Source organism: Altererythrobacter chaiwopuensis (assembly GCF_054957735.1).
Genome location: NZ_JBTXJF010000002.1, coordinates 299717 through 322221 on the forward strand (window position 1 = coordinate 299717; position 22505 = coordinate 322221).

The 22505-nt window shown below is 63.5% G+C and carries 20 protein-coding genes; 7 read left to right on the forward strand and 13 right to left on the reverse strand.

Features of this window, described 5'->3' with window-relative positions; translation table 11 throughout:
- Nucleotides 1-26 precede the first annotated feature (26 nt).
- Complete coding sequence (locus tag ACX3VQ_RS10760) at nucleotides 27-782, forward strand: hypothetical protein (RefSeq protein ID WP_462581042.1); 756 nt, start codon at nucleotides 27-29, stop codon at nucleotides 780-782.
- On the opposite strand, the gene ACX3VQ_RS10765 is transcribed toward ACX3VQ_RS10760, so the two are convergent.
- From ACX3VQ_RS10765 to ACX3VQ_RS10810, 10 genes are all read right to left on the reverse strand, one after another.
- Nucleotides 763-2787 (reverse strand): ATP-binding protein, encoded by a 2025-nt coding sequence (locus ACX3VQ_RS10765; protein ID WP_462581044.1) that lies wholly within the window; start codon nucleotides 2785-2787, stop codon nucleotides 763-765. The two genes, ACX3VQ_RS10760 and ACX3VQ_RS10765, sit on opposite strands and share 20 nt — an antisense overlap.
- Before the next feature lie 246 nt (nucleotides 2788-3033).
- Nucleotides 3034-4059 carry a biotin synthase BioB gene (bioB, locus tag ACX3VQ_RS10770; protein ID WP_462581045.1) on the reverse strand — a complete coding sequence of 342 codons (1026 nt, stop codon included), beginning with the start codon at nucleotides 4057-4059 and terminating at the stop codon, nucleotides 3034-3036.
- Nucleotides 4056-4292 (reverse strand): hypothetical protein, encoded by a 237-nt coding sequence (locus ACX3VQ_RS10775; protein WP_462581046.1) that lies wholly within the window; start codon nucleotides 4290-4292, stop codon nucleotides 4056-4058. Before ACX3VQ_RS10775 ends, bioB begins: the two co-directional genes overlap by 4 nt.
- 112 nt (nucleotides 4293-4404) lie before the next feature.
- A complete protein-coding gene (scpA, locus tag ACX3VQ_RS10780; protein WP_462581047.1) occupies nucleotides 4405-6654 on the reverse strand; it encodes a methylmalonyl-CoA mutase in 2250 nt (749 codons plus the stop codon).
- Between the two features lies 1 nt (nucleotide 6655).
- Complete coding sequence (locus ACX3VQ_RS10785) at nucleotides 6656-7441, reverse strand: enoyl-CoA hydratase-related protein (protein WP_462581048.1); 786 nt, start codon at nucleotides 7439-7441, stop codon at nucleotides 6656-6658.
- Between the two features lie 27 nt (nucleotides 7442-7468).
- On the reverse strand, nucleotides 7469-7918 hold the full coding sequence (gene mce / locus ACX3VQ_RS10790; protein WP_462581050.1) for a methylmalonyl-CoA epimerase: 450 nt from the start codon (nucleotides 7916-7918) through the stop codon (nucleotides 7469-7471).
- Nucleotides 7919-8150: 232 nt separating this feature from the next.
- On the reverse strand, nucleotides 8151-8405 hold the full coding sequence (locus ACX3VQ_RS10795) for a hypothetical protein (protein WP_462581051.1): 255 nt from the start codon (nucleotides 8403-8405) through the stop codon (nucleotides 8151-8153).
- Nucleotides 8406-8413: 8 nt separating this feature from the next.
- The gene (locus ACX3VQ_RS10800) at nucleotides 8414-9961 is read right to left on the reverse strand and encodes an acyl-CoA carboxylase subunit beta (protein ID WP_462581052.1); all 1548 of its coding nucleotides are present in this window, start codon (nucleotides 9959-9961) and stop codon (nucleotides 8414-8416) included.
- 67 nt (nucleotides 9962-10028) lie between these two features.
- Complete coding sequence (locus ACX3VQ_RS10805; protein WP_462581054.1) at nucleotides 10029-10751, reverse strand: SDR family oxidoreductase; 723 nt, start codon at nucleotides 10749-10751, stop codon at nucleotides 10029-10031.
- On the reverse strand, nucleotides 10751-11770 hold the full coding sequence (locus ACX3VQ_RS10810; RefSeq protein WP_462581055.1) for an NAD-dependent epimerase/dehydratase family protein: 1020 nt from the start codon (nucleotides 11768-11770) through the stop codon (nucleotides 10751-10753). The genes ACX3VQ_RS10805 and ACX3VQ_RS10810 overlap by 1 nt, the downstream gene beginning before the upstream one ends.
- Nucleotides 11771-11837: 67 nt before the next feature.
- On the opposite strand from ACX3VQ_RS10810, the gene ACX3VQ_RS10815 reads away from it, so the two are divergent.
- The gene (locus ACX3VQ_RS10815; protein ID WP_462581056.1) at nucleotides 11838-12950 is read left to right on the forward strand and encodes an NAD(P)/FAD-dependent oxidoreductase; all 1113 of its coding nucleotides are present in this window, start codon (nucleotides 11838-11840) and stop codon (nucleotides 12948-12950) included.
- A gap of 1 nt (nucleotide 12951) precedes the next feature.
- On the opposite strand, the gene gorA is transcribed toward ACX3VQ_RS10815, so the two are convergent.
- Together gorA and ACX3VQ_RS10825 are read right to left on the reverse strand one after the other, a co-directional pair.
- Nucleotides 12952-14298: a glutathione-disulfide reductase gene (gorA, locus tag ACX3VQ_RS10820; RefSeq protein WP_462581057.1), complete on the reverse strand. Its 1347-nt coding sequence runs from the start codon at nucleotides 14296-14298 to the stop codon at nucleotides 12952-12954.
- A gap of 100 nt (nucleotides 14299-14398) precedes the next feature.
- The gene (locus ACX3VQ_RS10825; RefSeq protein WP_462581058.1) at nucleotides 14399-15811 is read right to left on the reverse strand and encodes a DEAD/DEAH box helicase; all 1413 of its coding nucleotides are present in this window, start codon (nucleotides 15809-15811) and stop codon (nucleotides 14399-14401) included.
- A gap of 389 nt (nucleotides 15812-16200) precedes the next feature.
- Between ACX3VQ_RS10825 and ACX3VQ_RS10830 the strand changes: the two genes are divergently transcribed.
- Nucleotides 16201-16980, forward strand: a complete 780-nt coding sequence (locus ACX3VQ_RS10830) for a DUF2189 domain-containing protein (protein ID WP_462581059.1) — start codon at nucleotides 16201-16203, stop codon at nucleotides 16978-16980.
- Here the strand turns inward: ACX3VQ_RS10830 and pgi are convergent.
- Nucleotides 16972-18513 carry a glucose-6-phosphate isomerase gene (gene pgi / locus ACX3VQ_RS10835; RefSeq protein ID WP_462581060.1) on the reverse strand — a complete coding sequence of 514 codons (1542 nt, stop codon included), beginning with the start codon at nucleotides 18511-18513 and terminating at the stop codon, nucleotides 16972-16974. The two genes, ACX3VQ_RS10830 and pgi, sit on opposite strands and share 9 nt — an antisense overlap.
- A gap of 49 nt (nucleotides 18514-18562) precedes the next feature.
- Here pgi and lepB point away from each other — a divergent pair, with 49 nt between their 5' ends.
- The 4 genes from lepB to ACX3VQ_RS10855 all read left to right on the forward strand — a co-directional run bounded on the left by lepB (nucleotide 18563) and on the right by ACX3VQ_RS10855 (nucleotide 22505).
- Nucleotides 18563-19393, forward strand: a complete 831-nt coding sequence (lepB, locus tag ACX3VQ_RS10840; RefSeq protein WP_462581061.1) for a signal peptidase I — start codon at nucleotides 18563-18565, stop codon at nucleotides 19391-19393.
- Nucleotides 19390-20061 carry a ribonuclease III gene (rnc, locus tag ACX3VQ_RS10845; RefSeq protein WP_462572723.1) on the forward strand — a complete coding sequence of 224 codons (672 nt, stop codon included), beginning with the start codon at nucleotides 19390-19392 and terminating at the stop codon, nucleotides 20059-20061. The genes lepB and rnc overlap by 4 nt, the downstream gene beginning before the upstream one ends.
- Nucleotides 20062-20170: 109 nt before the next feature.
- The gene (gene era / locus ACX3VQ_RS10850; RefSeq protein WP_462581062.1) at nucleotides 20171-21067 is read left to right on the forward strand and encodes a GTPase Era; all 897 of its coding nucleotides are present in this window, start codon (nucleotides 20171-20173) and stop codon (nucleotides 21065-21067) included.
- A 184-nt stretch (nucleotides 21068-21251) separates the two neighbouring features.
- The gene (locus tag ACX3VQ_RS10855) at nucleotides 21252-22505 is read left to right on the forward strand and encodes an MgtC/SapB family protein (RefSeq protein WP_462581063.1); all 1254 of its coding nucleotides are present in this window, start codon (nucleotides 21252-21254) and stop codon (nucleotides 22503-22505) included.

Here is a 22505-nt window from a genome sequence, read left to right on the forward strand (position 1 = left end):
GTCCCCCTCCCCCAAGGGGGAGGATCATGAGGAACAAGCGCGCCATTCCCCGCCAGGCCACCAGCGCGGTTGCGGTGGAGGGCCATCCCCCCGCGCCTGACGATCCGCTGCTGTCCTTCGCCCCCTATCTCCACGCGGCGCCGCGCGGCAATTCCATCACTCCCGATCTCCAGCGCCGCTTCATTGCGCAGCTCGCCGCCACCGGCATCGTTACCCAGGCCGCGCGCCGCATCGGCAAATCGATGGAGGCGCTTTACAAGCTGCGCCACCGGCCCGGCGCCGAGGGCTTTGCCGCGGCGTGGGATGCGGCGGTGGAGCGCGGCGTTTCCCGGTTGGAGGATGGCGCGCTCGCCCGTGCGATCGCGGGGGAGGAGCGCATGGTCGTCAGCTCGGGCAAGCTGATCGGCACCGAGCGCCGCCATAACGAGGCGCTGGTGATGTTCTTCCTGCGCCACCGGCGGCGCGAACGCTATGGGGCGGAGCGGGATAGGCCCGCCGATGCCGTTTATGCCGAGGCGCGGAGCCAGGCGATGGCGGCCGCGCGCGAGCTGATCGCGGAGCACAAGCGGCAGGAGCTGGGCGAGCTGATGGCGCTGGTCGAGCACATGGTGGCGAACCGGCTGGCGGGCCGTGCCGCTGTTGCCGGGCTGGATACCGCCAAACCGCTGCACGAAAACGCGCGGATGCTGCGCGAAGCGGCGGCGGCGCGGGATGCGGGCGGCGCGGGCAGTGCGGACGGTGCGGACGGTGCGGGCAGCGCGGCTATTCCAGCTCCAGAATAACCGCGTCCACCGCCAGGCTGTCACCCTCGGCCGCGTTGAGCCTGGCCACGACTGCCTGCTTTTCGGCGCGCAGGATGTTTTCCATCTTCATCGCCTCCACCGTGGCGAGCGGCTGGCCGGGCTGAACCTCCTCGCCCTCGGCCACGTGCAGCTTCACCAGCAGGCCCGGCATCGGGCAGATCAGCAGCTTGGACAGGTCAGGCGGCAGTTTCTCGATCATGTGATCGGCCAGATGGGCAATGCGCGCGGGCAGGATGCGCAGGTGATGCGTCGCGCCGCGCGTGGTGATGGCATAGCCCGTGCGGGTGTGCGCGAGCTGGATCGTCAGCGCCTCGCCCGCAAGTTCAAGGTCCACCATCACATCGCCCGGTGTGTAGTCGAAGCTGACTTCCACCGGCTCGCCATCTACGGTGATCGCCTCTTCCTCCAGCGCCACGACATATTCGCTGTCACCGATACGGACGGACCAGTCGCCCGGCGCGGCAAGCTCCTCGTCCGCCAGCTGCTGGTCGATGCGGCGCGCACGGTCGGCATCCGCCGTGGCGATCACCCCGCCGATCGCGGCGAGGCCCCGCAGCAGCTCGTCTGATGCCGCCGCGCCGTGGAACCCCTCGGGATATTCCTCGGCGATGAAGCCGGTGGTGAGCTCGCCGCTGCGGAAGCGCGGGTGCTGCATGATCGCGCTGAGGAAGTCGACATTGTGGCCCAGCCCCTTGATGCGGAAGGCATCGAGCGCCTGCACCTGCAAATCCGCCGCCTCGTCGCGGGTGGGCGCCCAGGTGATCAGCTTGGCGATCATCGGGTCATAGAACATCGAAACCTCGCCGCCTTCATAGACGCCGTCATCCACGCGCACGCCGTTTACCCCGCGCCGCCCGTTGGCGCTGCCATCGTCGGTCCAGCCTTCGAGCGGCGGCTTGTATTCGACCAGCCGCCCGGTGGAGGGTAGGAACCCGCGATAGGGATCCTCGGCATAGACGCGGTTTTCGATCGCCCAGCCGTCGATGCCGATATCGGCCTGCGTGAAGGAGAGTTTCTCGCCCGCCGCCACGCGGATCATCTGCTCGACCAGGTCCACGCCGGTGATCGCCTCGGTCACGGGATGCTCCACCTGCAGGCGGGTGTTCATTTCGAGGAAGTAGAAGCTCTCGCCGCTCGGGTCCGCGCCGCTGACGATCAGCTCGACCGTGCCCGCAGAATAATACCCCACCGCGCGGGCCAGCGCGACGCACTGCTCGCCCATCGCCTTGCGCATTTTGGGCGTGACGAAGGGCGACGGCGCTTCCTCCACCACCTTCTGGTGGCGGCGCTGGATGCTGCACTCGCGCTCGTTCAGGTAGAGGATATTGCCGTGCTGGTCGCCGAGGATCTGGATCTCGATGTGGCGCGGATTGAGGATGAATTTCTCGATGAACACGCGGTCGTCGCCGAAGCTGCTGAGCCCCTCGCGCTTGGTCGCCTCAAAGCCTTCGCGCACGTCCTGTTCGTTATAGGCGAGCCGCATGCCCTTGCCGCCGCCGCCCGCGCTGGCCTTCATCATCACCGGATAGCCGATTTCCGCCGAAATCCGCACCGCGTGCTCGGTATCCTCGATCTCGCCGACGAAGCCTGGCACGACATTCACGCCCGCTTCTTTCGCCAGCTTCTTGCTCTCGATCTTGTCCCCCATCGCCGCGATGGCGTTCACCGGCGGGCCGATGAAGGCGATGTTCTCCTTCGCGAGTGCCTCGGCAAAGCTCGTCCGCTCGGACAGGAAGCCATAGCCCGGATGCACCGCATCGGCCCCGGTCTGCTTGCAGGCGGCGATGATCTTGTCCGCGATCAGATAGCTTTCAGCCGCGGGCGACGGGCCGATATGCACCGCCTCGTCCGCCATGGCGACGAAGGGCGCGCGCGCATCCGCGTCGGAATAGACCGCAACCGTGGCGATGCCCATGCGGCGGGCGGTCTTGATCACCCGGCAAGCAATTTCGCCGCGATTGGCGATGAGGATTTTTGAGAACATCAGTTGGTCTTTCGTGATTCCGGAAAATCGTCATGCCGGACTTGATCCAGCATCCCGCTACCTTCCAGTGCAACGCTCGAAGAAAAGCTAGACCCCGGATCAAGTCCGGGGTGACGAAGTTGGTGAGTGATCACTCCGCCGCCTCCCTTGTCATTGCGAGGAACGAAAGCGACGAAGCAATCCAGCCAGCACCGCATCTGGATTGCCGCGCGACCTGTCGGTCGCTCGCAATGACGGAAAAGAGACTCACTCTGCCGCCTCCATCGCCTTGCAAGCCCTGCCCTGAGCATGTCGAAGGGGCTCCTCGCCCTGTAGCGCCGTCAGCCCCAGCTTGGCGAACAGGGCAGCATCCTTGTCATCGCCGGCATTGGCGGCGGTGAGCAGTTTGTCGCCGGTGAAGATCGAGTTCGCGCCCGCCATGAAGCACAATGCTTGCGTGGCCTCGCTCATCGACTCGCGCCCGGCGGAAAGCCGCACCATGCTCATCGGCATGCAGATCCGCGCCACCGCCACCGTGCGGACGAATTCGATGTCGTCAATCTTGGCCAAGGGAATGTCCGCCAACATGTCACCCAGCACCGTGCCCTTGATCGGCACCAGCGCGTTGACCGGCACGCTTTCGGGGTGCTGCGGCAGCGTGGCGAGCGTGTGGATGAAGCCGACCCGGTCCTCGCGCGTTTCGCCCATTCCCACGATCCCGCCGCTGCACACGTTGATGCCCGCATCGCGGACATTCTGCAGCGTGTCGAGCCGGTCCGCCATCGTGCGCGTCGAAATCACGCGCTCGTAATATTCGGGGCTGCTGTCGATATTGTGGTTGTAGTAATCGAGTCCAGCCTCGGCGAGCATATCCGCCTGTTTCGGGGTCAGCATTCCCAGCGTCATGCAGGTTTCGAGGCCCATCGCGCGCACGCCCTTCACGATCTCGACAATCGCGGGCATGTCGCGGTCTTTCGGATTGCGCCAGGCTGCACCCATGCAGAACCGTTGGCTGCCATGGTCCTTCGCCTGCGCAGCGGATTGGAGCACTGCCTGCACATCCATCAACTTGGTCGCCTCGACCCCGCTGTCCGCTTTCACCGACTGCGAGCAATAGCCGCAATCCTCCGGGCACCCGCCGGTCTTGATCGACAGCAGCGTGCACAGCTGCACCTGCTCGGGTGGATGGAACTCGCGGTGGACCGTCGCCGCGCGGAACAACAGCTCGGTAAAGGGAAGGTCGAACAGCGCTGCGATTTCGTCGCGGGTCCAGTCGGTGCGGGGGTGGGTCAATCTTTGTCTCTCATTAAAAATTTGGTGAGCAGGACGCCGCCAATAAAGAAGCCGATAGGAACTCCATAAACCATCAACGCACGATCAAATTCAGACGGGCAATCATTACCTTCGGGGCAATCGCCAATAGCGCCGCTAATTGCGAAGCCCGCTGAAATGAACCCGCCGATAAGCGCATAGAGGCCGCAGCCCAGCTTCTGGGAGAAGGTTAACCTTCGGTCGCTGAAGCTCACGCAAAGTTCTCCCTCGTCATTGCGAGGAGCGATAGTGACGCGGCAATCCAGCCAGCACCGTATCTGGATTGCCGCGCGACCTGACGTTCGCTCGCAATGACGGAATTTGAGGTCAAAGTTCGTCCTCCACCGGCGGCATGTTGTGGCCCAGCAGCGTCAGAATATCCGCCGCGCATTCGACCACGTTGGAGCCGGGGCCATAGATGCCCTGCACCCCCGCCTCGCGCAAGAAGTCGTAATCCTGCTGGGGGATCACGCCGCCTGCCGTCACCTTGATGTCGGGGCGGCCCGCTTCTTTCAGCAGCCGGATCAGTTCGGGGATCAGCGTCTTGTGGCCCGCCGCCAATGACGAAGCACCCACCACGTCAACATCCTTCTCCAACGCCATCTTCGCGGTTTCCTCCGGCGTCTGGAACAGCGGACCGCTGACCACCTCGAACCCCATGTCGGCAAAGGCGGATGCGATCACATTGGCCCCGCGATCGTGCCCGTCCTGCCCCATCTTGGCGACCATGATTTTCGGCGCGCGGCCCAGCCTGCGCGTGACCGCGGCAACCCCTTCAGTCACCTGCGCAAAGCGGGCATCGTTCGCATAGGCAGCGGTATAGACCCCGCGCACCGGATGCGGAACGGTGTCATAACGCCCGAAGGCCGCCTCCATCGCTGAGGAAATCTCGCCCAGCGTGGCATCGTGGCGGGCCGCCTCGACCGCACGGGCGAGCAAATTCGATCCTCCCCAGGCTGGGGAGGTGGCATCGCGCAGCGATGACGGAGGGGACTCTCCGCCAAAAGGAGCGCCATAAGGCGACTCCCCTCCACCACCCTGCGGGTGGTCCCCCTCCCCGTTCCGGGGAGGATTTTTCGCGGCTTCGGTCAAGGCCCCCAGCGCCGCCTGACAGGCCGCCTCGTCACGGCCCGCACGCACTGCTTTCAGCCGCGCAATCTGCGCTTCGCGCACCGCATGGTTGTCAATATCGAGCGTCTCGATCGGGTCTTCCTTGTCCTTGCGGTACTTGTTGACGCCGACGATCACCGTGTTGCCCTTGTCGATCGCGGTCTGCTTTTTCGCAGCGGCTTCCTCGATCGCAGCCTTGGGCGCGCCGGTGGCGACATAGGCGGTCATCCCGCCCGCCGCGTCTACCTCTGCCATCAGTTTTTCGGCCTGCTCCACCAGCGTGGCGGTGAGCGCCTCGACATAATAGCTGCCGCCCAGCGGATCGACCACGTTGCAGATGCCGCTTTCCTCCTGCAGCACCAGCTGCGTGTTGCGCGCGATGCGGGCGGAGAAATCGGTCGGCAGCGCAATCGCCTCGTCGAGCGCATTGGTGTGCAGGCTCTGCGTGCCGCCCAGCGTAGCCGCCATCGCCTCGACGCAGGTGCGGATGACGTTGTTGTAGGGGTCCTGCTCCTGCAAGGAGACGCCCGAGGTCTGGCAATGCGTGCGCAGCATCTTGCTGCGTTCGCTCTTCGCGCCAAGCCCGTCCATCACGCGGTACCACAGGGTGCGCGCGGCGCGCAGCTTGGCCACCTCCATGAAGAAGTTCATGCCAATGCCGAAGAAGAAGCTGAGGCGGCCCGCGAAGGCGTCAATATCCAGCCCTGCCGCCATGGCACGCTGCGCATATTCCTTACCGTCGGCGATGGTGAAGGCGAGTTCCTGCACCGCCGTCGCCCCAGCCTCATGCATATGGTAGCCCGAAATCGAAATAGAGTTGAATTTCGGCATGTTGGCCGAGGTATAGGCGATGATGTCCGAAACGATCCGCATCGATGGCTCGGGCGGATAGATATAGGTGTTGCGGACCATGAACTCTTTCAGAATGTCGTTCTGGATCGTCCCGTCGAGCTTGTCCTGGCTCACCCCCTGCCGCTCTGCCGCAACGATGAAGAAGGCCAGCACTGGGATCACCGCGCCGTTCATGGTCATGCTGACGCTCATCTGGTCGAGCGGGATCTGGTCGAACAGGATCTCCATGTCGCGCACGGTGTCGATCGCGACGCCGGCCTTGCCGACATCGCCCACCACGCGCGGATGGTCAGAATCATAGCCGCGGTGGGTCGCGAGGTCGAAAGCGACCGAGAGGCCCTTCTGCCCCATGGCCAGATTGCGGCGGTAAAAGGCGTTTGATTCCTCGGCGGTAGAAAAGCCCGCATATTGCCGGATGGTCCATGGGCGCCCGGCATACATGCTCGCCTTCACCCCGCGTGTGAACGGGGCGAAACCCGGCAGGCCGGGATCGGCTGTGGCATCCTCGGCCGTATAGAGCGGCTTGATGCCGAAGCCTTCGGGCGTTTCCCATGTCAGGTCACGCCCTTTGACTTCCTTTTCGGCCAGGGCCTTCCAGTCATCAAAATTCGCCATCTTACCTGCCCTTGAACTCCGCCTTGCGTTTCTGGAGGAACGCCATCCCGCCTTCCATCGCATCCTCGCTCGCCCCGGCAATGCGCTGGCCTTCAGCTTCGGCGATCAGCACTTCGGGCAGCGCGCCATCCAGCGCCAGGGCGATGTTCCTCTTCATCGTGGCATAGGCCAGCGTGGGGCCGTTCGCGAGCCTTTCAGCCAGCGCGCGCGCCTCGCCCATCAGTGTGTCGTCATCTACCGCCTTGTAGATCAGGCCCCACTCTTCAGCCTGCTGCGCGCCGATCTTCTCGCCCAGCATCATCATGCGGGTGGCGCGGGCACGGCCGATCGCGCGGGCCAGCAGCCAGGTGCTGCCGCCGTCGGGCACCAGGCCGATATTGACGAAGGCCTGGAGGAAATAGGCGCTCTTGCCAGCCAAGGTGAAATCCGCCGCCAGCGCCAGGCTGCACCCCACCCCCGCCGCCGGGCCGTTGACCGCGCAGATCACCGGCACGGGGGAGCGCATGACGTGGCTGATGGCCGGGTTATAGTGGTTCTGCAGCGCACGGTGGCTGCCGCCCTTGGCTGCGAGTGCGCTGGCTTCACCCCGCGCAGAAAGGTCCGCGCCGGAGCAAAAGCCCTTGCCCGCGCCGGTGATCAGCACCGCCCGCGCATCGTCCAGGCTATAGAAGGCCGCACCGATCTCGTCCGCCATTGCGGGCGCCATGGCATTGAGCCGCTCTGGCCGGTTGAGCGTGATGGTCAGCAGCGGTCCGTCGCGCTCGACAATGATGGTTTCATAGGACATTTCTGGTTTCTCTTTCGATTTGCAGGATCAGTTCGACCAATGGGTGCCTTCGCCAGGCGTTTCCATAATCTCCGTAAGCATGCCCTGCATGTCTTTGGGATGGACGAAAAAGATAGGTGTGCCGTGCGCACCGATGCGGGTGGGGCCAAGGATACGCTTGCCGAGCGCCTCGAATTCGGAGCGCGCCTCGGCAATATCGGGCACTTCGAAACAGACATGGTGCTGCCCGCCGAGCGGATTTTTCTCAAGGAAGGCGCTGATCGGCGAATTGGCATCGAGCGGCTCGATCAGCTCGATCTGCGTGCCGTTCATGCCCGAATGGGTGGGCGTGTTGACGAAGCACACCTTCACCCCCTGCTCTGGCATGTCGAAGGGCTCCTCGATATCGCTCGCACCCATGACATCGCGGTAATGCGCGATCGAGTCTGCGATGCTTGGGGTGGCGACCCCGATGTGGTTGAGACGTCCGAGTTTCATTTATTTCACCTCTTCGTCATTCCGGCGAAGGCCGGAATCCAGCTTCCGGCGCTGCAATTCTGGACCCCGGCCTGCGCCGGGGTGACGGAAACTGTTGGGACAACCTAGTTTCATGATGTGCTTCCTTCCACGTCATTGCGAGGAGCAACGCGACGAAGCAATCCAGCTTGCTACCTTTCTGGATTGCCGCGCCGCCTGCGGCGGCTCGCAATGGCAACTGAGGTGAACAAGTCTATTCCTCGCTTTCGAATTTTCTGGATAGTTCAATGTTTGCCGCAATTTCTCCCAAGGCTTCCTTCAGTGGTGCTTCCAATGTCTGTAACTTCTGAAAGTCAGTGTCGCTCGGAAAGAGTTTGTTCATTTCAGCTCCATAGGCTCGGTAGAGATCGTCCTGGAGCTGCAAAATAGCCCGCTCGTATTTCTGATCGGAGAGCAGGACGATCAGGAGTTTTTGAATTGCTTCCAGTCGGCCAAGTAATTCGTCCATTTCAGTTCCTAAAGCGGAATATTATCATGCTTCTTCCACGGGTTCTCGAGCTGTTTGCCGCGCAGCTTGCGCAGCCCCAGCGCGATCCGCCGCCGCGTCGCGTGCGGGTAGATCACCTCGTCGATATAGCCCTGGCTCGCCGCCACGAAGGGGTTGGCGAAGCGGTCTTCATATTCCTTCGTCTTTTCGGCGATCTTTTCCGCATCGCCCCGATCCTGGCGGAAGATGATCTCCACCGCGCCTTTCGCCCCCATCACCGCGATTTCGGCGGTGGGCCAGGCGTAGTTGAGATCGCCGCGCAAATGCTTTGACGCCATCACGTCATAGGCCCCGCCATAGGCCTTGCGGGTGATCACGGTAATCTTGGGCACAGTCGCCTCGGCATAGGCGAACAGCAGCTTCGCCCCGTGCTTGATGATGCCGCCCAGCTCCTGCGCGGTGCCGGGCAGGAAGCCGGGCACGTCGACAAAGGTCAGGATCGGGATCTCGAAGGCATCGCAGAAGCGCACGAAACGCGCCGCTTTCTTGCTGGCATTGATATCAAGGCAGCCCGCCAGCACCATCGGCTGATTGGCGACCACGCCCACCGTGCGCCCCTCAACCCGGCCAAAGCCGCAGATGATGTTCGCCGCATGGGCCGCCTGCACTTCGAAGAAATCGCCTTCATCCAGCACTTTGGCGATCATCTCCTGCATGTCATAGGGCTGGTTGGCATTGTCGGGGATCAGCGTGTCGAGGCTCGGCTCTTCGCGGTCGAACGGGTCGCTGGTTGGCCGCAGGGGCACTGTATCCCCGTTTGCTTTTGGGCGGTTCGAAAGCGGCAGGTAATCGAAGAATTCCCGCGTCGCGAGCAGCGCCTCGATATCATTCTCGAAGGCGATATCGGCAACCGAAGTCTTGGTGGTGTGCGTCACCGCCCCGCCTAGTTCTTCCTGCGTCACCACTTCATTGGTGACCGTCTTGACCACTTCAGGCCCGGTCACGAACATGTAGGAGCTGTCCTTCACCATGAAGATGAAGTCGGTCATGGCGGGCGAATAGACCGCCCCGCCCGCGCACGGCCCCATGATGAGCGAAATCTGCGGCACCACACCGCTCGCCAGCACATTGCGCTGGAACACCTCGGCATAGCCGCCAAGGCTGGCCACGCCTTCCTGAATGCGCGCGCCGCCGCTGTCATTGATGCCGATCACTGGCGCGCCGACCTTCATTGCATTGTCCATCACCTTGCAGATCTTTTCGGCATGGCGTTTCGACAATGAACCGCCAAACACGGTGAAATCCTGGCTGAAGACATAGACCAGGCGGCCGTTGATGGTGCCGCTGCCCGTGACCACGCCATCGCCGGTGATTTTCTGGTCCTGCATCCCGAAATCGGTGCAGTCATGCTCGACATAGGTATCAAGTTCTTCAAAACTGCCTTCGTCGAGCAGCACCTCCAGCCGTTCGCGCGCGGTCAGCTTGCCCTTGGCGTGCTGCGCATCGATGCGCTTCTGGCCACCGCCCAGCAAGGCTGCGGCACGGCGACGTTCCATTTCAGCGATATTGGCGGACATCGGTTTTCCTGTAATGGCTGCAAATGCGCCAAGGGCCTAGCGACGGAAAACCGCCAAGGTCAACGTATCAAAATCGCAGCATGACACGCCGCGCGAGCGCAGGCGACAGCGAATAGACCCAGCGCAGCAACCTGACCTGGCCGACATTGGCCTCATCTGCATTGCTTTCAAGCGCGTCGAGAATTTGCGCGGCGCATTCCTGTGGCGGCATCTTTTTCATCTGGCGATCCGCGGTCATCTGCGTTTCGACCACCGGTGGCAGCGCCTCGATCACGTGGATATTCGTGTCTTTCAGCTGTTCGCGCAGCGCCATGGTGTAGCTGCGCAGCCCCGCCTTGGTGGCGCAATAGACCGGGCCGCCAGCGCGCGGAGCAATGGCAAGCCCGCTGGTGACATTGACGATCGCTGCCTCGCCCCTCCTGCCCAACATCGGCACCAGCGCGGTAGTCAGGCGAATGGGGGCATCGAGATTGGCATAGATGCAGGCATCCGCCGCATCGGCATCGGGCAGTTCCTGGCGAAAGTCATGATCGACCCCCTGCCCGGCATTGTTAATCAATATGTCGATTTCGCGATTGCCCAGATCCGCAATCAGCCCGTCAACCCCCTGCGCGCTGGAGAGATCGGCTTCGATCGCTTCGAACCCTTCGTCGCGCATTGCCGCCAACCGCTCCTTGTCGCGCCCGGTAATGGCAACCCTGGCGCCTTTGCCCTTGAGCTGCCGCGCCAGCTCGCGCCCGATTCCCGCGCTGCCGCCGGTAAGCAAAACCGATTTTCCTTTGACGTCCATCAGAGTTTCACGATCCCTTTTTCAATGAGGCTGTTCGCGCAATCGACAATCGTCTGCCTTTCATCGCGCGTCTTCCAGCCCAGGCGTTCAAGCGCATGGCTGGCATCGGCATTGCGGGTCTTGCCCAGTTCGGCCTTCACCGAACGGATACCGGGATTGAACAGGGCCAGCACATGGACGAGCCAGTCCGGCATCCTGCGGGTCGGCACCTTGCGCGCCTTGTCGCCCAGATTCTCTCGCAGCACCGCCCCAACATCGATGAATTTCATGAACTTGCCCGATGCGATGAAACGCTCGCCGGCAAGGCCGGGTTCTTCGAGGCATTTGACATGCAGCGCCGCGACATCGCGCACATCGACCACGGCAAACCCCAGATCGGGGGCAAGCGGCACCGCGCCCGAGAGCAATTGTTCGATCGCGCTGACCGATGTGGAAAAATCGGCACTGTGGACCGGACCGAGCACGAGCGAGGGGTTGATCGAAACGAACTCCATCCCCGCGCCATGTTCTGCCACCCAATCGCGTGCCGCCCGTTCAGCTATCGTCTTGGATTTGACATAGGGGTAAACGTCCGGGTGGTTGACGTCGGTCCAGTCGCTTTCGGTGACGGTATATTCCTTCTCGCTTCTGCCATAGGCGATTGCCGCCATCGAACTTGTCTGGACAAATCGCTTGACGCCCGCAGCCCTGGCAAAGCGCAGCGCGCGCAATGTGCCCTCGCGCGCGGGAACGATTAGATCATCCTCGTGTCTGGGCGGAGCGAGCGGCAGGGGTGAAGCTACATGTGCCACTGCATCGCACCCGGCATTGGCCTCGGCCCAGCCTGCATCGCTCATCAAATCGGCCTGGAAGACCTTGAGCCGTTCCTCCGCAGCAGGCCAGCGCGCGCGCAGGCGCGGCTCGCTGCGGGCTGCGTCCCTCACCGTGGTATGGACCGTGTAGCCCCTGGCCAGCAGCTGATCGATCAACTCGCCGCCGATATAGCCGGTGCCGCCGGTTACGAGTATTGTGCCTGTCATTGCATGCCTCCCCTTGAGCGAGAGGAATATGCGAAATAGCGGCAATGGGCAACGAGAAGGGACGTGAATGCAGCAGGTCGATTTTCTGGTGATCGGAGCGGGCATTGCCGGGCTGTCTGCTGCCGCCCGTCTGGCCCGGCGGGGCAAGGTGGTGGTGTGCGAGGCGGAAGGCGCGCCCGGCGTGCATGCCTCGGGGCGCAGCGCGGCCTTCGCCCATTTCGACATGGACGAACCCATCGTCCGTGCGCTGACCGCTGCCAGCCTGCCGCTGCTCGATGAGCCGGGAGCGCGGGTGCACCCTGCGCTGTTCGTGGCGCCCGGTGGGCAGGAGGCCGCGCTTGACCGGTTGGAGGCGAACTATCGCCGCTTGGCGCCCGGTGTTCAGCGGCTCGACCCTGAGGCGGCGCGGGCGCTGGTGCCGGTGCTCAATATCGGCGATGGCGGCATTACCGGCGCGCTGATCGATCCGAACGGGCGCAAGCTCGACGCCCATGCCATGCTGGAGGGGCATCGCCGCGTGCTGCGCGAAAACGGCGGCAGGATCTCGCTTGATGCGCCAGTCAGGGCGATGCGCCGCGATGGCGAGCGCTGGATTGTCGACACGCCGCAGGAAAGCTTTGCTGCAAGGGTAGTGGTCAATGCCGCGGGTGCATGGGTTGATGATGTCGCCGCGCTGGCTGGCGTCGCAGCGATCGGCATCCAGCCCATGCGCCGCACGGTCATTACCTTTGATGTGCCCAAGGGGCTGGACGTGTCTGCGTGGCCCTTCACCAAAACCGTCGGCCCAGGCTTTTATATCGAGCCGGAGGGGCGCGGAAGGTTGCTGGCCTGCCCGATGGACGAGCATCCCTCCGCCCCCTGCGATGCGCAGCCGGAGGAAGAGGACGTGGCGCTTGCGGCCTGGCGGGTCGAACAGGCGACCACGCTGGAAATCCGCCGGATCGCCAGCAAATGGGCGGGACTCAGGAGCTTTGCGCCTGACCGCCGCCCGGTCGCGGGCTTCGATCCCGATGCGCCCGGCTTCTTGTGGCTGGCGGGCCAGGGCGGATTCGGCCTGCAGACCTCTCCAGCGATGGCATTGGCCGCCGAAGCGCTTGCCTGCCGGCACGATTGGCCGGAGGAATTGCGCGCCGTGGGGGCCCAGCCGGAAATGCTTTCGCCCGCGCGGCTGCGCGGCTAGCTCACTTCAGCAGCACCAGTTCCTCGGCCATCGAGGGATGCAGCGCCACCGTGTCATCGAAGGCCTGCTTGGTCAGCCCGGCCTTCACCGCCACTGCGGCAGCTTGCAGGATCTCGGGCGATTCCGGGCCGATCATGTGGATGCCCAGCACTTTCTCTGACGTCGATTCGACGATCATCTTGTAGAGCCCGCGCTCTGCATGGGGGGCAAAGATGTTCTTCATCGGCCGGAAATCGGAGGTGTAGACCTTTACATCGCCATGGGTTTCGCGCGCCTGCGCTTCGGTCAGCCCCACGCCAGCCAGCGGCGGCTGGCTGAATACCGCGCTGGGAATGGCGGAATAATCGATCGTGCGCGGATTGCCGCCGAACACCGTATCGGCAAAGGCATGGCCTTCGCGGATCGCCACCGGGGTCAGCTGCACCCGGTCGGTCACATCGCCCACGGCGTAGATGCTGTCGCAACTGGTGCGGTTGTATTCGTCAACCTTGATCGCGCCATTGCCGGCCATTTCCACGCCCGCGCTTTCCAGGCCCAGCCCCTTGCTGTTGGGGTTGCGCCCGGTGGCGATCAGCACTTGGTCAACCTTGACCGGATTGGTGTCGCCAAGGTCCACGATCAGGCAGCCATCATCGGCCTTTTCGACCGATTTGATCTGGCTGTGCATGCGGAAATCGATCCCGCGCCCCATCGCGATATGCAGCATCCGGTCGACAATCTGCTGGTCATAGCTGCGCAGGATACGGTCAGTGCGGTTGACCACCGTTACTTCGCTGCCAAGTGCGTTGAACACGCCAGCAAATTCCATCGCGATATAGCCGCCGCCAACCACCATCAGGCATCTGGGCTGCTGTTCCAGATGGAACACTTCGTTCGAGCTGATGCAGTGCTCGGCGCCGGGGAAATCGGGCATGGCGGGCCAGGCGCCGGTCGCAATCAGGATATATTTCGCGGTGACTTCGCGCCCGCTGGCAAGCCGCACCGAATGCGGACCGGTGATGGTCGCGCGTTCGGCGAATACTTCAACCTCATGGCTGGCCAGCGTCTGGCCATAGAGGCCTTCGAGCCGGTCAACATCGGCATTCACGAAATCGCGCAGTTTTGCCCAGTCGAAGCTTTTGCCCTCGATCGTCCAGCCCAGCGTTTCGGCATGGCCAAGTTCCTCTGCGAACATGGATCCGTAAACCAGCATCTTCTTGGGCACGCAGCCGCGGATCACGCAGGTGCCGCCAACCCGGTATTCCTCTGCCACTGCCACCCTGGCACCGTGCGCGGCAGCGACGCGGCTGGCCCGCACGCCGCCCGAACCGGCGCCAATGGTAAAAAGGTCGTAATCGTATTCGGCCATGAACAAGCTCCTGCTGGGTGGGCGGCATATGGTGACAGGCAGCACGCTTGCCAACCGCCGCCGCCCGGCAGCGTATTGTTCGCAGGCCTGTGCGGCTCAGTTACGCGCTGGCTGCGCGCGGCCCCCTGTTGCCGCCCGACCCGCGGCGACCGCCGCCGCCCGGCTTGCCGCGAAATCCGCCCGGGCGAGAGGGCTTGCCCTTGCGCGCCGGGTGCTTCTGCTTGGGGGCGCCCTGCGACTTGCCAGGCGCGTCGCCTTGCGAACGCGATCCGCCGCGCGGCTTGGGGTCGACCCGCTGGCGCTGGCCAGGTGCCGCCCTTTTGGTAGGGCCAACGCCTTCAACAACTGCGCGGAAATTGTCCGGCAGGGGCAAGCGCTCGAACTCCGCGTCGGTATTGCGGCGAATATCCCTCAGATAATCGCGCTCATCCTCGGCGCAGAACGCAATCGCAATCCCGTCCTTACCCGCACGCGCGGTGCGTCCGATGCGGTGGACATATTGTTCGGGCACATTGGGCAGTTCGTAATTGATCACATGGCTGACGCCGGGGATGTCGATCCCGCGGGCAGCCACATCGGTTGCCACCAGAATCGGCGTCTTGGCGGATTTGAATTCTGCCAGGGCGCGCTCACGCTGCGGCTGGCTCTTGTTGCCATGGATCGCATTGGCGGGAATGCCGCACTGGTGCAGCTTCTTCACCACCCGGTCCGCGCCATGCTTGGTGCGGGTAAAGATCAGCACACGCTCGAACTTGCCCGGCACTTTGTGGCGTTCTTGCAGCATCATTTCGAGCAATGTCTGCTTCTCGTCCTGCTGGACCATGAACAGATATTGGTCGACGCGCTCAGCCGTGGTGGCTGCGGGCGTAACCGATACCTGCACCGGATTGCGGCAATATTTGCCGACCAGTTCCTTGATCGCCTTGGGCATGGTGGCGCTGAAGAACAGCGTCTGCCGTTCGGCAGGAACCAGCTCGTTGATGCGGCGCAGCGCATGGATGAAGCCGAGGTCAAGCATCTGGTCCGCTTCATCGAGAACAAGGATTTCCACGCCCGAAAGGTTGAAGGCCTTCTGGTCTATCAGGTCGAGCAAGCGGCCCGGCGTGGCGACCAGAATGTCGGTCCCGCGGTGCAGCTTGTTGCGATCCTTGCCCACCGAAGTGCCGCCCACGATCGACTGGACCTTGAGGCCCGCAAGCGCGCCGTAATCCTTGGCGCTCTGGGCAATCTGCCCGGCGAGCTCGCGCGTCGGTGCAAGCACCAGCATGCGGCAGCTCTTGAATGGGCTGTGGCCTTCACCATCGCGCAAACGGTCAATGCTGGGCAGCATGAATGCCGCCGTCTTGCCGGTTCCGGTTTGCGCAATGCCCAGCAGGTCGCGGCCTTCCAGTACGGGCGGAATCGCCTGTACCTGGATCGGCGTTGGCGTGGTGTAGCCCTTCAACTCGAGGGCCTGGAGCACTGGCTGCGACAGCCCGAGTTCGTCAAACTGACGGGGAGTTTCGATTGTCATTATATGTATTTAACTCGCAATTTATGCGGCGCGCGACTTGCCCCTTGGCGGATTCCGGATGGAATCGTCGCGCGGCGCGGGTGTCTCAAACGACCCGCGTGAAAAGGGAAGTCTTCTAGAAAAACCGAGGCGCGGCCGGGGCGGATATTTTCAGTTTTCCGCCGCTTCACGCAGGCTAGCGCGCTTCGATCGGCGGCATGTGGGGGCGAGCGCAGAAAAAGTCAAACGAATTCGCTGCGCTGCAACAAGGGCTGGTGCGCATCAGCTATCCACGACAGGGATTGGAAAATTGAGAGAATTCGGGGAAAACCGCTAAGATCTGCCGATTCTGCCATGCCGGGATTGTCTGCCCCGGCGGGCTGGCAATGAAATCATGGGGGAGATTGAAAATGAGCGCTGCGGGATCAACACAGGTCGCATTCATGCCAGTGGCAAACAATCTGGCCCTGGCTGATCTTGGCCGGGCACTGGCAGCAGGATGGCACGATTTCCGCAGATTTCCCCTGCCTGGCCTTCTGTTTGCCGGAATCTTCGCTGCGGCAGGCCTGTTTCTCCTCTTCGCGCTCAAGAGCCGCAGCGAATGGGCCTGGCTGGTTCCCGCCGCTGCGGGCTTTCCGATCCTCGCCCCCTTTGCCGCTGCTGGCCTTTACGAGGTTAGCCGCCGGATCGAAACCGGCGAACCGATCGGCTGGCGCCCTGTGCTTGGCGCTGTGCGCGGGCGCGGCGACGATCAATTGCCTGTGCTGGGCATGCTTGCATTCGTGTTCTTCGCCTTCTGGGTGATCATCGCGCATACGGTCTTCGGCGTGTTCCTCGGCCCAAACGGTCTGGGGGCGGATCCGCTGGCGGCACTGACCTCGCAAGCGGGCATCGCCATGCTGTGTGTCGGCGGCGCGATAGGCGCAGTGCTGGCCTTTACCTTCTTCGCCATGACCGTTGTCAGCATGCCGATGCTGGTCGACCGCGAGGTGGATTTCATAACCGCCATCATCGTGAGTTTCCGCGTGGTGCGCGCAAATATGCGCACGATGCTGGTGTGGGCCGCCTTCGTGGCAAGCGTGCTGTTCGCGGCGATGGCGCCGCTGTTCCTGGGGCTACTTCTGGTGCTGCCCGTGCTGGGCCATGCCACCTGGCACCTTTATCGCCGGGCGACGAGCGTGTCAGGCTAGCCCAGCCGCCTTCAGCAGCGCCTGCGTGCTCGGATCGAATTCACCGCCGCCGGCCTCGATATCCTTGGCCATTTTCTTGCCCAGCTCCACGCCGAACTGGTCGAAGGGGTTGATCTGCATCAGCACGGCATTGGCAAAGGTGCGGTGTTCATGGAAGGCGATCAGCGCGCCCAGCGTTGCCGCGTCTAGATCATCGCATAGCATGGTTGCACTGGGCCGATCGCCGGGGAAGGCGCGCGCTGGGTCATTCCCGTCTTTCGCCATGTTCCCGCCTGCCATCAGCGCCGCCCCTTGTGCAAAGCAATTGGTCAGCAGGATGGCGTGATGCGCGGGATCAAGCGCGTCGCCCGGCGCGATGCTGGCGATGAAATCCACCGGCACCAGATGTGTGCCCTGATGCAGCAGCTGAAACACAGCGTGCTGCGCGTCGGTGCCCACCCCGCCCCATGTGATCGGCGCAGTTGAGCCATCGACGGGCGAGCCGTCCGCCTTCACCCGCTTGCCGTTCGATTCCATCTCCAGTTGCTGGAGATAATCGGGCAGCAGGCCCAGCCGCTCGTCATAGGCAAAGCACGCGCGCGTCTCGCAGCCGCGCAGGCGGGTGTAATACTGATCGGCAAAGGCTGCGCGCAGGCACAGGTTTGCCGCGCCATCATGATCGCGGAAATGCTCGTCCACTGCCCGCGCACCCGCCAGCATGGCGGTGAAATCGTCCATCCCCACCGCCAGCGCGACCGGGAAGCCGATCGAGGACCACAGCGAATAGCGCCCGCCCACGCTTTCGGGGAAGGGCAGCACGCGGGTTTCATCGACGCCCCATTCCACCGCCTTTTCGGGCAAGGCGGTGAGCGCCACCACGCGGCCCGAGGGATCGGAAACGCCGTTGTCCGCCAGCCATTTCAGCGCTGATGCGGCATTGGTCATGGTCTCGATCGTGGTGAAAGTCTTGCTGGCGACCGCAATCATGGTGGTCGCCGGATTGCAGGCCGCAAACGCCGCCTCGAGCGCCACCCCGTCGATATTCGAAACCACATGCACGTCCACCAGGCTTAGATCGCGCGTCAGCGCGTCCACCGCCAGCGCCGGGCCGAGCGCGCTGCCGCCAATGCCGATATGGATCAGGTGGTTGATCTCGCCCAAGGCGCCGCCGTGAATCGCCTCGACCAGCATGCCCATGCGCGCGAGCAGGGCCTCACCCTCCTCGACATCGGCATCATCGCCCACGCCGCGCATCGCGCTGTGCGTGGCGGCACGCCCTTCGGTAAGGTTGACCACTTCGCCGCCAAGCAGCTTTGCGCGCTGCCCGGCAAAATCGCACGCTTCGGCCAAGGCTTCGAATCCGGCCATCAGATCGGCGTCAAGGTGGGTCTTCGACCAGTCGAACAGGATCCCGCTTTCGCCGCCCTCATCCGGCCATCCGATCCGCCCCGACAGCTCGGCCACGCGCCCCGCATCGGCCGCGAACAGATCCTGCAGGCTGCGCCGTGGCAGCGATTGCAGATGGTTCCATGCGGCAGCGATCTTGTCAGACATCACGAAAAGCCTTTCACAACTTACGTCACCGCGATTAGGGACGTGGGCGATGGATGGGAACCCTGTAGATACGAATGCATTGGCCGGCGAGGCGGCGCAGCAGCACGAAAGCTGGGGCGGTTTTGCCGCCTTCGTGCTCAAGCTGGCATTGGTGGTGCTGATATTCCGCAGCTTCGTGTTCTCGCCCTTCTCGATTCCCAGCGAAAGCATGCTGCCCCAGCTGTGGAATGGCGACTATCTGCTCGCCGCCAAGTGGCCCTATGGCTATTCGAGATACTCCCTGCCGTTCGAACTGCCGCTGATCCCCGGCCGCGTGCTGGCCAGTCAGCCCGAGCGCGGCGACGTGGTGATCTTCAAGCATCCGGTCGACGGCAGCGACTATATCAAACGGGTTATCGGCCTGCCGGGCGATAGCGTGGCGATGGTGGGCGGGCAGGTCGTGCTCAATGGCGAAGCGATCGCGAAGGAGCGAATCGGCGATTTCGTGATCCCCGCATCCGCCAATACCAGTTGCGCCACTGCCGCCGCCCGCGAACAAGATGCGGCTGGCATCGTGACCTGCCGCTATGCGCGGTTCCGTGAAACCCTGCCTTCGGGCATAAGCTATGAAGTGATCGATTTCGGCGATCGCCCGGTCGACAACACCCGCGCGCTGATCGTGCCCGAAGGGCGCCTGTTCGTGATGGGCGACAATCGCGACAATTCGCAGGACAGCCGCTTTGAGTCCCGGCCCGGCGGCGGGGTGGGCCTGGTGCCGCAAGATCTGCTGGTGGGCCGCGCGACAATAATCATGTGGTCGACCGATGGCAGCGCCGAATGGATCAAGCCGTGGACCTGGTTCACATCTGCGCGCTGGAGCCGCATCGGGGACCTGCTGTGACCGAGCTTTCCGCTGAAACGCGCGACTGGCTGGCAGGGCTTGGCATCACACCCGAAAATGAGCCGCGCTGGCTTGCGGCGCTTACCCACGGCAGCATGGCGGCCAATGTGAATTATGAACGGCTGGAGTTTCTGGGTGACCGGGTGCTGGGCCTGGCGATGGCGGAATGGCTGTTCGAAGAAAGCAAGGCCGCCGAGGGCACGCTGTCGCAGCGCCTCAACGCGCTGGTCAGCCGCCAGACCTGCGCCCGGGTCGCCGCCGAGTTCGGCCTTCCTGACCATATTCGGCTGGGCAAGCAGGCGCGCGACGATGGCGCGCGCGAAAGCACCAATATCCTTGGCGATGTAATCGAAGCGCTGCTGGGCGCGCATTTCCTCGACTTCGGTTTTGCCCCGACGCGCGATCTGATCCGCACCTTGTGGGCGCAGCAATTCACTGGCGGAGCGGGCAAGACCAAGCATCCCAAAAGCGCGCTGCAGGAATGGGCGGCTGGCAACCAGCGCAGGCCGCCTGAATACGAACTGGTTGCGCGCGAGGGGCCGGACCATGCGGCGCGGTTCACCGTGCGCGTCAGCGTAAAGAATGTCGGCGAGGCACAAGCCACCGCCGCCAGCAAGCAAGAGGCCGAGCGGCTCGCCGCCGCCGCCTTTATGGAGCAATATGCATGAAGGAATTGATGGAGCCACACGATCGAAACCGACAGGTTTCGCAAGGCCAAGCGGCCGTCCGCAGCCGCTCTGGAGCGCAGCGGAAGAACAGCGGCGAGGAAGTCATGCAATGACCAATCAAAAATGCGGCGTAGTGGCAGTGATCGGCGCGCCCAATGCGGGCAAGAGCACGCTGGTCAACCAGTTGGTGGGCCAGAAAGTCGCGATCACCAGCCCCAAGGCACAGACCACCCGCGCGCGCATGCTGGGGATCGCGCTGGAGGGGCCGGTGCAGATGATCCTGGTCGATACACCGGGCATTTTCGCACCCAGGCGCAAGCTCGACCGCGCGATGGTGAGCGCGGCCTGGGAAGGCGCCGAGGCGGCCGATGCCGTGCTGTTGCTAGTCGATCCGGTCAAGCAGCGGCGGCACGAACTGGAACCACTGCTGGAAGCGCTGGCCAAGCGCCCTGAGCGCAAGTTTCTGGTGCTCAACAAGGTCGATGTGGCGAAGAAGGAGCCGCTGCTGGCACTGGCGCAAGAGCTTGGCGGCAAGGTTGATTTCGCTGATGTGTTCTTTGTCTCCGCGCTGACGGGTGACGGCGTGCCCGAAATGAAGGCGGCGTTGGCCAAGCTGATGCCGGAGGGGCCGTGGCATTACCCCGAGGATCAGGTTTCGGATGCGAGCGAACGCCTGCTCGCCACCGAAGTCACCCGCGAACAGCTCTATCGCCAGCTGCATGAAGAGCTGCCCTATGACTCGGCCGTGCGGCCCGAAAGCTATCAGCACCGGCCCGACGGCAGCGTCGAGATCCACCAGCAAATCGTGATCGGGCGCGACAGCCAGAAACCGATTGTCCTTGGCAAGGGCGGGTCACGGATCAAGGCGATTGGTGAGGCCGCGCGTGCCGAACTGAGCGAAATGCTGGGCGTGAAGGTCCACCTGTTCCTGCATGTGAAGGTCAGCGAAAACTGGGCCGAGGACAAAGAAATCTTCGAGGAAATCGGGCTCGACTGGGTGCGGTAGCCCAATTGCCCATTTCGTCATTGCGAGCGCAGCGAAGCAATCCAGATACAGAGGTAGCCCCTCTCGCGGATGTTCGAAGCTGGATTGCCGCGTCGCCTCTGACGAGGCTCCTCGCAATGACAAGCATGGGTAAGGCGATCAATTTCACGCTTGGCCCGGATTGAGGCGCTGACTACAAACCCCCATGCCCTCCACCGAACTGCTTCTCCAGATTGGTTCCGCCCTCGCGGTCGGCCTGCTGGTTGGCGTTGAGCGCGGATGGAACCTGCGGGACGCGCAGGATGGCATGCGGGTTGCGGGAGTGCGCACTTTCAGCCTGCTGGGGCTGGTGGCGGGGCTCGCGGGACTGCTCGCCGCTTTGGAATACCAGATCGCCTCCGGGGCGATCGTGATCGGCGCGGCGGCGGTAATTGCGATTGGCTATGCACAAGCGTCCAGAGCCGACGGCAAGCCCGATGCGACATCGGCCATTGCCGCGATTGTCACGCTGGCGCTCGGCTTCCTGGGTGGCAGCGGCGAGCCGGCACTGGCGGTCGCGGGCGGTGCGGTGGTCACGCTGATCCTGGCGCTCAGAGCCGAGCTGCACAATTTCGTCAGCGCGCTCGACGCCGAGGATGTGAAAGCCTTTGCCCGCTATGCCGTGATCGCGCTGGCGGCGTTCCCCTTCCTGCCCGAGGGGCGCTATGGCCCCTATGACGCGTGGGAACCGCAAATATTGTGGCTCGTGGTGGTGATCGTCACCGGCTTCAGCTTCCTGGGCTATGTCGCCAACCGCATTTTCGGCGCCAAACGCGGAACGATTGCGACGGCAGTGATCGGCGGAGCCTATAGCTCCACCGCAGTGACGCAGAGCTTTTCCCAGCGGCTTGGGGCTGGCCACGGAAGCGGCGCTGAAAACGCCGGAATCGCGCTGGCCACAGCAGTCATGTTTATCCGCGTGATCGTGCTGGTGGCGCTGATCGCCACCCCGCTGCTGGTGCCATTCGTGGCGGTGTTGTCCCCTGCAGTGCTGGTTGCCTTTGCCGTGAGCTACTGGCTTTACCGCAAATCTGAACACAGCAGCGGCCCTGCCCCGCCGGGCAACCCGATCGCCTTGCTCCCGGCTTTCGGCTTCGTCGCCTTCGTTGCTGTGGCAGCCGTGGCAGCACGCTGGGCACAGGAAAGTTTCGGCGAGCAAGGTATCGCCGTATTGTTGTTCCTTATGGGCACGATGGACGTCGACGCCTCGATCATCACCGCCGGAGGGCTGGAGCCCGGCACGATCAGCGCGCAGCTCGCCGCGCTGGCGATAGCAGGCACGATCATGGCCAATATGAGCGTAAAGCTGGGCGTAACGATTACCTATGGCCGCGCCGCAGCCAGGCAAGCCGCCTGGGCATTGGGCGCAAGCATGGTGGCGCTGGCCGCGAGTCTTCTGATCGGCTATCTACGGATTTAG